The sequence below is a fragment of the Frateuria sp. genome (assembly GCF_013362045.1).
Taxonomy (GTDB): Bacteria; Pseudomonadota; Gammaproteobacteria; order Xanthomonadales; family Rhodanobacteraceae; genus Frateuria_A.
The window spans coordinates 1-10,816 of the sequence record NZ_JABFWW010000205.1; the positions used below are offsets into that span (position 1 = coordinate 1).

The 10,816-nt window shown below is 67.9% G+C and carries 5 protein-coding genes; 4 read left to right on the forward strand and 1 reads right to left on the reverse strand.

The annotated features are described in order from the left end of the window. A partial coding sequence (locus HOQ08_RS09610) for an alpha-glucosidase family protein (RefSeq protein ID WP_291193713.1) occupies positions 1–1,567 on the reverse strand: 1,567 nt, incomplete at its 3' end. 442 nt (positions 1,568–2,009) lie between these two features. Here HOQ08_RS09610 and HOQ08_RS09615 point away from each other — a divergent pair. The 4 genes from HOQ08_RS09615 (at position 2,010) to HOQ08_RS09630 (ending at position 10,726) form a co-directional block, all read left to right on the forward strand. Further along, on the forward strand, positions 2,010–4,925 hold the full coding sequence (locus HOQ08_RS09615; protein WP_291193716.1) for a TonB-dependent receptor: 2,916 nt from the start codon (positions 2,010–2,012) through the stop codon (positions 4,923–4,925). Positions 4,926–5,016: 91 nt separating this feature from the next. Further along, the gene (locus HOQ08_RS09620; protein WP_291193719.1) at positions 5,017–6,525 is read left to right on the forward strand and encodes a tryptophan halogenase family protein; all 1,509 of its coding nucleotides are present in this window, start codon (positions 5,017–5,019) and stop codon (positions 6,523–6,525) included. Positions 6,526–6,560: 35 nt separating this feature from the next. After that, on the forward strand, positions 6,561–8,108 hold the full coding sequence (locus HOQ08_RS09625) for an alpha-amylase family glycosyl hydrolase (protein ID WP_291193722.1): 1,548 nt from the start codon (positions 6,561–6,563) through the stop codon (positions 8,106–8,108). A 287-nt stretch (positions 8,109–8,395) separates the two neighbouring features. Beyond that, complete coding sequence (locus tag HOQ08_RS09630; RefSeq protein ID WP_291193725.1) at positions 8,396–10,726, forward strand: TIM-barrel domain-containing protein; 2,331 nt, start codon at positions 8,396–8,398, stop codon at positions 10,724–10,726. Positions 10,727–10,816 lie beyond the last annotated feature (90 nt).

Here is a 10,816-nt window from a genome sequence, read left to right on the forward strand (position 1 = left end):
CGCCATCGAAAGAACCCTGGAGGAGGCCATGTCCCTCGACCGGTTGCCACTGGCCGTCGAGCGGCAGTTCCGTTTCGGTCGCGTTCTCATCGAGGTTGAAGGCGACCAGCAGCGTTTCGCCGGCATGGCTGCGCCGGAAGGCGAGCACGGGCTCGGGCGTGTCGAGGAAGCGGATGTCGCCCCAGCGCAGCGCGGGCTGGCTGCTGCGCCACCGCAGAATGCGGCGGAAACCGTGCAGCGCCGACGCGGGATCGGCTTCCTGCTGCGCCACCGCCAGTGCGTGATGTTCGGCCGGCACCGGCAGCCACGGTTCGCCGCGGCTGAAGCCCGCGTGTTCCGCGCCGTTCCACGGCATCGGCGTGCGGCAGCCGTCGCGGCCCTTGAACTGCGGCCAGAAAGCGATGCCATAGGGATCCTTGAGCGCCTCGTAGGGCACCTCTGCTTCGGTCAGACCCAGTTCCTCGCCCTGGTAGACGCACACCGAGCCGCGCAGCGAGCAGACCAAGGCGGTGAACAGGTTGGCCAGCGCCGGCGCGCTCGCCTTGCCGCCCCAGCGGCTGAGCACGCGCTCGACGTCGTGGTTGGAGATCGCCCAGCACGGCCAGCCGGTGCGCATCTGCGCTTCCAGCTGCTGCACGGTGCTGCGGATGTGCGCGGCGCTTGAATCCTCGGTGAGCAGCTCGAAGCTGTAGCCCATGTGCAGGCGGCCGGCCTCGGTGTACTCGGCCATCGTGGCCAGCGAATCTTCCGAAGAGATCTCGCCCAGCGCCACGGTGCCCGGATAGCGGTCGAGCAGCGCGCGCAGCTCGGCCAGGAACGCGAGGTTCTCCGGTTGGGTGTTGTTGTGCCAGTGGTACTGGAAGGCGTAGGGGTTGTCCGGGCTGAAACCGCGACCGACGCGCTGCTCCTTCGGCTTGGGCGGGTTGTCGCGCAGCTGCGCGTCGTGGAAGCAGAAGTTGATCGCGTCCAGGCGCAGGCCGTCGACGCCGCGCTCCAGCCAGAAGCGCACGCAGCCGAGGATCGCCGCGCGCACCGCGGGGTTGTGGAAGTTGAGGTCCGGCTGCGAAGCCAGGAAGTTGTGCAGGTAGTACTGCCCGCGCCGCGGTTCCCACTGCCACGCGCCACCGCCGAAGATCGACAGCCAGTTGTTCGGCGGCGTGCCGTCCTCGTTCGCGTCGGCCCACACGTACCAGTCCGCCTTGGAATTGTCTCGGCTCTGCCGGCTTTCCTGGAACCACGCGTGCTCCACCGAGGTGTGGCTGAGCACCTGGTCGATCATCACGCGGATGCCCAGGCCGTGCGCCTTGGCCAGCAGGCGGTCGAAATCCGCCAGCGTGCCGAACATCGGGTCGACATCGCAGTAGTCGGCGATGTCGTAGCCATAGTCAGCCATCGGCGACTTGAAGAAGGGCGAGATCCAGATCGCGTCGACGCCGAGGCTGGCCACGTAGTCGAGCTTTTCGATGATGCCCGGCAGATCGCCGACGCCGTCGCCGTTGGTATCCAGAAAGCTGCGCGGATAGATCTGGTAGGTGACGGCTCCGCGCCACCAGGGTGCATCGGTCATTCGCTTGTCTCGCAGGGTTTCGCCGGGGATGGCTGATGCGCGCCCGGCGTCAAGGGTTGCACGGGAGCTTAAATGTTGGCCGCGCAGGCGGCCTCGGCGGTGCATACGTATTCATTCGTGCTGCGCGTGCGTCATGAGTGGCGCACGCATGTGCGTACTGCACACCGGCGCCTGCTCCGCGGCAAGCGTGTGCAGGCATTGCCACGGCGCGCTCCGCTTGGGATCGGCGAGGTGCAGGCGGCGCGGCGGCGCGCCCTTTGCTGCATTGCAAGAGTACCCACCCGCAGAACGTTATGAATACGTATGCAGGTCTGCGCCGCTATCAAAACAACGTCCTTATGATCCAGCCACGTCTTGATAACTCTGCAAGAGAGACGTGGCGATCGGGGAGTGGCGATCAGCCAGGCAACTTGCACATTCGCGCAGTTCTTCCGGAGGGGAAATGAAACAGCTAGAACGCAACATCCTGGCAGTGGCGATCGCCACCGCATGCATCGGACTCTGTTCCACGGCGGCCGCCGCATCGGCGCCGGCCACCGCGGCCGGCTCGGTCCAGGGCACCTCGGTGCAGGACCAGAGCGCGAGCCCGCAGGACCAGGCCGACAGCACCAGCAAGAAGGACCGCAAGGACAAGGACAAGACCAAGACCCTGCAGGCGGTCGAGGTGAGCGGCTTCCTCAGCAGCATCGAGAACTCGACCGCGCTCAAGCGCAATGCCAGCAGCATCGTCGAGGCCGTGTCCGCCGAACAGGTCGGCAAGCTGCCCGGCGTGAGCATCGCCGACACGCTCGGCCGCCTGCCCGGCCTCGCCGTGCAGACCGTCAGCGGCCGCCCGCAGGTGCTGACCATCCATGGCATGGGCCCGGATTTCTCCACCGCGCTGGTCAACGGCGGCCAGCAGGTTTCCACGTCCAACAACCGCGACGTGCAGTTCGACCAATACCCGTCGAGCTGGTTCGACAACGTGGTGGTGCACCTGAGCCCGGAGGCCTCGCTGATCGGCCAGGGCCTGACCGGCACCGTCGACATGCACACCATCCGCCCGCTGGAGAAGAGCGGCCCCGAAGCCGCGGTGAACGCCCACTACATCTGGAACGACATGTCCCAGCTGGCGAAGGGCCCCGGCGTCAGCGACAAGGGCTACAACCTCAACGGCGTGTGGGTGAACCAGTTCGCCAACCACACCCTGGGCGTCACCCTGGGCGTGGACCTGGAATCCAATCCCTCGCAGATCCAGCACCAGCAGCCGTGGGGCTACCCGAGCGACAACGACGGCAACGCGGTGATCGGCGGCGCGAAGAACTACGGCATCTCCGACACGATGAAGCGCCGTGGCGTGCTGGCCACGGTGCAGTGGCGGCCGAACGAGCACTACACCGGCACCGTCGACCTCACCTACGACAACTTCAAGGAAGTGCAGCAGGCCAAGGGCATGGAGTTCCCGCTGTGGTGGAGCTCCGCGAAGCTGCTGCCCGGCAGCGTGGCGCAGAACGGCTTCGTGCAGAGCGGCACCTACGGCAACGTCAAGCCGGTCATCCGCAACGACTACAACAGCACCAGCGCCCGGGTCTACAACTTCAACTGGGACAACAAGTTCACGATCAACGAGGACTGGTCTGCCGACCTCGACGGCAACTACTCGCGCGCCACCCGCAACGACGTCAACCTCGAGAGCTATTCGGGCACCGGCTACACCCCGGCCAACGGCGCCACCGACACGCTGGGCTTCGTCGAGCGCAACGACGGCCTGTTCTTCGTCAACCCCTCGCTGGACTACACCAACGGCGTGGTGCTGACCGATCCGCAGGGCTGGGGCGGCGGCAACGGCGTGGTGCAGGCCGGCTTCATCAACGCGCCGCACACCGTCGACTACCTCGCCAACCTGCGCCTGAATGTCGAGCGCAGCTTCTCCAGCGGCCCCTTCTCCACCATCGACTTCGGCGTGTCGCACAGCACCCGCAACAAGACCTACCACATCGACCAGGACTTCCTGACCCTGGGCGGCGGCACCCTGAGCAGCGGCACCGCCGTGACGACGGCCCCCTTCAGCGGCAGCGCCTGCAGCCCGCTGGCGTGGATGGGCATCGCCTCGCAGCTCTGCTACAACCCGTTCGACCTGATCGCCAGCGGCACGCTGCAGCAGGTGCCGACCTTCGGCTCGTCGCTTTCGTTGCCGCCCAACTGGAAGGTGCGTGAGAAGACGCTCACCCCGTACGTGCAGTTCAACCTGGACACCTCCCTTGCCGGTGTCAGCCTGCGCGGCAACTTCGGCATCCAGGCGCAGCGCACCTCGCAGCGCGGCATCGGCGAACGCGTGGCGCCCGGCAGCTCGGTCACCGGCGGACAGACCCAGCTGATCCCGGTGACCGCCAGCACCACCTACACCCGCTACCTGCCCAGCGCGAACCTGATCTTCGGCTTCACCGACAACGACGACCTGCGCGTCAGCGCCGCCCGCACCCTGGCCCGTCCGCGCATGGACCAGATGAACGCCAGCCTCGGGGTGAGCGGCAACATCACGCACCTGCAGTCGACCGACCCGAACCAGGCGTATTTCAGCGCCTCGGGCGGCAACCCCAAGCTTGCGCCGACCATGGCCGACAACTACAACGTCAGCTACGAGCACTACTTCTCGGGCGGCGACGGCTACGAGTGCAATGCGGCCGACTCGAAGAACTCGGACCTGTGCCGCGCCGGCGGCGGCTACTTCGCACTGTCGGGCTACTTCATCGAGTTGAGCGACTACATCAACCCGAACGCGGCCTACCTGTACGACTTCGCCTCCTTCCTGCCCTTCGGCCTGACGCCGGCGCAGCTGGCCCAGCTGGGCACCACCAAGGGCATCGTCTCCGGCCCGACCAACGATGGCCACGGCTACGTGAAGGGTGCGCAGGTCACGTTGAACATGCCGTTCAACCTGGTCACGCCGGTGCTCGACGGCTTCGGCATGATCCTCACCGGCAACCGCACCAAGAGCTCGCTGGTGTACGCCGGCAACGCCACGCCGATCACCGTGCCGGGCCTGTCGAAGTGGGTGGCCAACGGCACGCTGTACTACCAGCACAACGGCTTCGAGGCCCGCGTCAGCGACAGCTATCGCTCCAGCTTCCTGGGCGAGGTGTCGGGCATCAGCGCCTCCCGCATCGAGCAGACCATCAAGGGCGGCAGCACCTACGACGCCCAGGTCAGCTACAGCTTCGACAGCGGCAGCCTGAAGGGCCTGACCTTCATCGTGCAGGGCTCCAACCTGTCCAACAAGAAGTTCATCACCTACCAGAACAACGATCCGCGCCAGGTGCTGACCTGGGAAACCTACGGGCGCCGCTACGATATCGGCGTCTCGTACAAGTTCCAGTAAGAAGTAACCTCCCCGTGCCCCGCCGTGTGTCTCCGGCGGGGCCTTTTTTCTCCACGCTAGCCCGGGCGGCATCCAGCGACAGGAGCGACGCATGAGCGACACGCGCATCCGGCAAGTCGTGATCGTGGGCGGCGGCACCGCCGGCTGGATGGCGGCAGCGCTGCTCGCGCAGGCCCTGGGAGCCGGTGTTGCAATCCGCCTGGTCGAATCGGCCGAGATCGGCACCGTCGGCGTGGGCGAGGCGACCATCCCGCAGATCCGCCACATCAACCGTTTCCTAGGCATCGACGAGGACGACCTGCTGCGCTTCGTGCACGGCACCTACAAGCTGGGCGTGCAGCTCAACGGCTTCGGCCGGCTCGGCGACTCCTACCTGCACGCCTTCGGCGACATCGGCCTGCCGCTGGGCCTGGCGCCGTTCCACCATTACTGGCTGCGCAGCCGCAGCCGCGCGGGCGCGCCGGGGCTGTGGGCGTATTCGCTCAATGCCGCAGCCGCCGCCGAGAACCGCTTCGCGCCGCTGGAAACCGTGCCGGACAGTCCGATCGGCGGCATCCGCTACGCCTACCACTTCGACGCCTCGCGCTACGCCCAGTACCTGCGCGAACACATCGCACCGGGTGCGGTGCAACGCATCGAGGGCAAGGTGACCGACGTGCGCCTGCGCGCCGGCGACGGCTTCATCGAATCATTGCAGCTGGCCGACGGACAGGTCGTCGAAGGCGATTTCTTCATCGACTGCTCCGGCTTCCGCGGCCTGCTGATCGAGGGCGCGCTGAACACCGGCTACGAGAACTGGCAGCACTGGCTGCCCTGCGACCGCGCACTGGCGATCGGCAGCGCCCCGGGCGGCCCGATGCGCCCGTACACCCAGGCCAGCGCGCGCACCGCCGGCTGGCAGTGGCGCATCCCGCTGCGCCACCGGACCGGCAACGGCCACGTCTACTGCAGCCGCTTCCTCAGCGACGACGAAGCGGCCGCGCAACTGCTGGCGAACCTGGAGACCGAGCCGCTGGGCGACCCGCGCCCGCTGCGCTTCGTCACCGGCATGCGCCGGTTGGCGTGGAACCGTAACTGCCTTGCGCTGGGCCTGGCGGCCGGCTTCATGGAGCCGCTGGAATCGACCAGCATCCACCTGGTGCAATCGGGCGTCAGCCGCCTGCTGGCCATGTTCCCCGACCGCCACTGCGACCGCCAGCTGGCGGACGAGTACAACCGTCAGACCCGTTTCGAATACGAGCGCGTGCGCGATTTCCTGATCCTGCACTACAAGGCCACCGAGCGCACCGACACGCCGTTCTGGAAGCAATGCGGCGCGATGGAGATACCACCGTCGCTGGCGCGTCGCATCGACCTTTTCCGCCGTACCGGCATGGTCTTCCGCGAGGGCGACGAGCTGTTCGCCGAGACCGGCTGGGTCCAGGTGCTGCTGGGCCAGCGCATCGAACCCCAGCACCACCACCCGCTGGCCGACGCGCTGACCGAAGGGCAGCTGGACGGCTTCCTCGCCGACGTCCGTACCCTGGTCGGCCGCGCAAAGAACATGCTGCCGCCGCACCACGAATTCGTGGCACGCGCGGCCGGCAGCCTCGCCGCATGACGCCGCGGCGTGCCACGCATGACCGAGGGCGAGCCATGATCCGACGCATCGCTACATCCCTGCTTTTCGCCCTGATCGCGCTGGCCGGTTCCGCGCCTTCCGCCGCCGCGGCCGCATCCTCGCCTGCCACCATGGCGTCGGCGACCTCCGGCGTCTGGTACGAGATCTTCGTACGCGCCTGGTACGACACCGACGGCGACGGCATCGGCGACCTCAATGGCGTCACCGCGAAGCTCGACTATCTCCAGTCGCTGGGCGTGAGCGGCATCTGGCTGATGCCGATCAACCCCTCGCCCAGCTACCACGGCTACGACGTCACCGACTACGACGCCATCAACCCGCAGTACGGCACGATGGCCGACTTCGACCGCCTGCTGCGCGAGGCCCACCGGCGCGGCATCAAGGTGATCATCGACCTGGTGGTCAACCACACCAGCGACCGGCATCCCTGGTTCCTTGCCGCGCGCGACCCGAAGGACCCGCACCACGCCTGGTACAGCTGGGCCGGTCCCGATACCGATCTGCATGCGGCCAGCGCCACCGGCGGCCAGGCCTGGCACGCGCTGGGCGGACAGCATTACCTGGGCATCTTCACCGGCGAGATGCCGGATCTCGACTTCGACACGCCCGCCGTGCGCGCCGCGGTGACCGATGCCGGCCGGCGTTGGCTGGCGCGAGGCGTGGACGGCTTCCGCCTCGATGCGGCCCGGCACGTGTACGCCGACTTTCCCGAGCAGGTGGACGATCCGGCGATACTGCAGCGGAACCTTGCATGGTGGAGCAGCTTCCATGCGGCGATGACCAAGGCGCGTCCCGGCGCCTACCTGGTCGGCGAGGTGACCCGCGACGACCCCAGACAGCTGGCGCCCTGGTACGGCTCGCTCGATGCGGTGTTCGATTTCCCGCTGGCCGCGCAACTGATCCGCAGCGCCGGCAGCGAGCGCAATCATGGCCTGGACGATCTGCTCGGGCGCATCGCCGCTTCGATCCCGGCTGGCCGGGATGCACCGTTCCTGTCCAACCACGACCAGGAGCGGGTGATGAGCCAGCTCGACGGCAACCCGCAGCACATGCGCTTGGCCGCGGCGATGCTGCTCACCCTGCCCGGCCAGCCGTTCGTCTACTACGGCGAAGAGCTGGGCATGCGTGGACGCAAGCCCGATCCGGACCTGCGCGAACCGATGCGCTGGCACCGCGACCCGCGCGGCACCGGGGAGAGTCGCTGGAAGGACTTCAGCGCCGGCGACGGCCCGGCCGTGTCGGTCGATGCCGAGCAGGACGATGCCCGCTCGATGCTCGCGTGGTACCGCATGCTGATCGGCTGGCGGCGCGCGTTGCCGGTGCTGCGCGACGGCGCCCTGCGCGTGCCGGCCGTGGACAACCGGCATCTGGCTGCGTGGGAACTGACCGACGCCGGCCATGACGTGCTGGTCGTGCACAACCTTTCGCACCAGCCGCAGACGCTGGAGCTGGCCGGCCCGCTCGCGCGCTTCAACCGGGTGCGCCTGGCCAGCCAGCCTGATGCCAGCATCGCTGACGGTCGGCTGCATCTGTCCGCCTACGCTTCGGTGGTGCTCCAGTGAACGGCGGGAATCCCCCTCGTCGAGAACGTTCGCGGGCAACAGGACGCAACATCGGAAGCCGTACGGCCGAGTCCGTTTTTCATGCGCCCATCCACGCCACCGGATCGTGCGCCGCACCATCGGAAAACCGCGCCATGTCACAGATGAATACGAATGCATACGGCTGTCGCGACTTGCGCCGACAGCCCTACCATGGCCCCGGTTCCGCTCGCCTCCACGCGCTCTTCACAAAGCTCAAGCGCGCGTCGACGGGGCCGGTCACGTGGTTAGTTTTCGGAGTATTGCTGGTGTCCCCCTCCTCCCCTGCTGCATCGCTCTCAAAGGCCCGGGCGCACGCTGCGCTGGCCAAGCCTGCTTCCCTCGCACCTGCCGCACCCGGCTTCGACATTCCGCTGGGCGACGATGCGCTGCGCGTCGAGCTGACCGCGCCGGGCATCCTGCACGTGCAATACCGCGCTGCCGGCCACGCGCCCGCGCCGACCATCGTGATCGACCCGGCCGCGCAAGCCGCGCCTGCGCCGGCCGCCGAGATCTCCCGCGATGACGCCGGCGTGCACCTGCACTCCGCGCAGCTCGATGCGACATGGGACGCGCAGCACGGCGAGCTGCGCATCGGCCTGCCCGGCCAGCCGCCGCTGCTGCGCCAGTTCGCGCTGGGTTCGCTGGCCCATGGGCGCCTGAGCCTGATCCACGCCAAGGGCGAGCCGATGTACGGCATCGGCGGCTTCGACGCCTGGGAGCCCGCTACGGCCGGTTTGCTGCGCGATGGCTACCGCGCCATCACCGCGGGCGAACAGGGCCATGCGGGCGCACCGTTCGTGTGGACCACGGCCGGCTACGGCGTGCTGGTCGACGGCGTCGGCGGCCAGATCGCGCTGGGCGACACGCGCATCGACGCGCGCATGTTCGACGGCGGCCTGGACTACTACGTGTTCCTTGGCGACCCGCACGCCGTCTTCGGCGCGCTGGCGCAGGTCAGCGGCCGCAGCCCGCTGTTCCCCAAGTGGGCGATGGGCTTCACCAACAGCCAGTGGGGCATCGACGAAAAGGAGCTGCTGGACATCGTCCACGGCTACCGCTCGCGCCACATCCCGCTGGACAACTTCACCCTCGACTTCGACTGGAAGGCCTGGGGCCAGGAAAACCGCGGCGAATTCCGCTGGAACGAGCACAAGTTTCCCGACGGCGACAGCGGAAAACTCAAGACCCTGCTCGACGCCCAGGGCGTGCACCTGACCGGCATCATGAAGCCGCGCATCCACGTCGATACGGCCGAGGGCCGCGAGGCCACCGAGCACGGCTACTGGCTGGCGCAGAGCGACGCGGCGCCGGACTACTTCTCCGGCAAGACCGTGCGCGAGCTGGATTTCTCCAAGCCCGAGGTGCGCCGCTGGTTCTTCAACGATGCGCTCAGGCATTCCTTCGCCACCGGCATCGTCGGCTGGTGGAACGACGAGGCCGACGACGTGGCCGTCGACCTGCAGCACATGGACATGCAGCGCGCGATGTACGACGGCCAGCGCGCCATGACCGACCTGCGCGTGTGGTCGCTCAACCGCAATTTCTACCTGGGCGCGCAGCGCTACGCCTACGGCCTGTGGTCCGGCGACATCCGCACCGGCTTCGCTTCCATGGCCGGCCAACGCCAGCGCATGCTGAGCGCGATCAACGTGGGCGCCATGCAATGGGGCATGGACGGCGGCGGATTCAAGGGCGGCACGCCCAGTCCCGAGAACTATGCGCGCTGGATCCAGTTCGGTGCGTTCACGCCGGTGTTCCGCGTGCACGGCGAGCTCGGCCAGCACCGCCAGCCGTGGGTCTACGGCCCGGTTGCCGAGAAGGCCGCCACCGACGCGATCCGCCTGCGCCAGTCGCTGATCCCCTACATCTACAGCTACGAGCATCGCCGCCGCGCCACCGGCATCGGCCTGGTCCGTCCGCTGCTGTTCGACTGGCCGACCGATCCCAACCTGCGCAACGACTATGACGCCTGGCTGTTCGGCGACAGCCTGCTGGTGGCGCCGGTGGTCGACGAGGGCCAGACCGTCAAGCCGGTCTACCTGCCCGCGGGCGAATGGACCGACTGGTTCAGCGGCAAGCGCTACGCCGGCGGCCGGACCATCGAGCACCAGGCCGATGCGAAGGGCTGGAGCGACATCCCGCTGTACGTTCGCGAAGGCGCGATCATTCCGCTGGCGCCGCCGATGGATTACGTGGGCCAGCACCCGCTCACCGAGCTGGAGGTGGAGCTGTTCCCTGCCGCCCACGCCAGCCGCTTCGACTATTACGACGACGACGGCAAGACCTACGGCTACGAACAGGGCGCCTACTTCCTGCAGTCCATGCAACTGCAGGCGCAGGACGGCGCCGTCAGCTTCGCCCTCGCTGCCCCGCAGGGCAGCTACAAGCCGGCACTGCGCTCCTGGCTGCTGAAATTCCACGGCCATGCGGCGCGGTCGGCAAGCAGCAACGGCCGCGCGCTGGAAGGCTTTGCCGGCGTCGAGGCGCTGCGCGCTTCCAAAGACGACGGCTGGGCCGTAGGCCAGGACCGCTTCGGCCCTGTGACCTACGTGCGTGTCACGGCCGGCATGGCGCAAAACATCACGCTGGGGCGGTGACCACCGGGCAAACCCTCTGCGGGAGCGGCTCCGCTCCCGCCGGGTTTTTCCTGCATGGTGCCGCTCGGCGCAAGGTCTTCATCGGGAGGG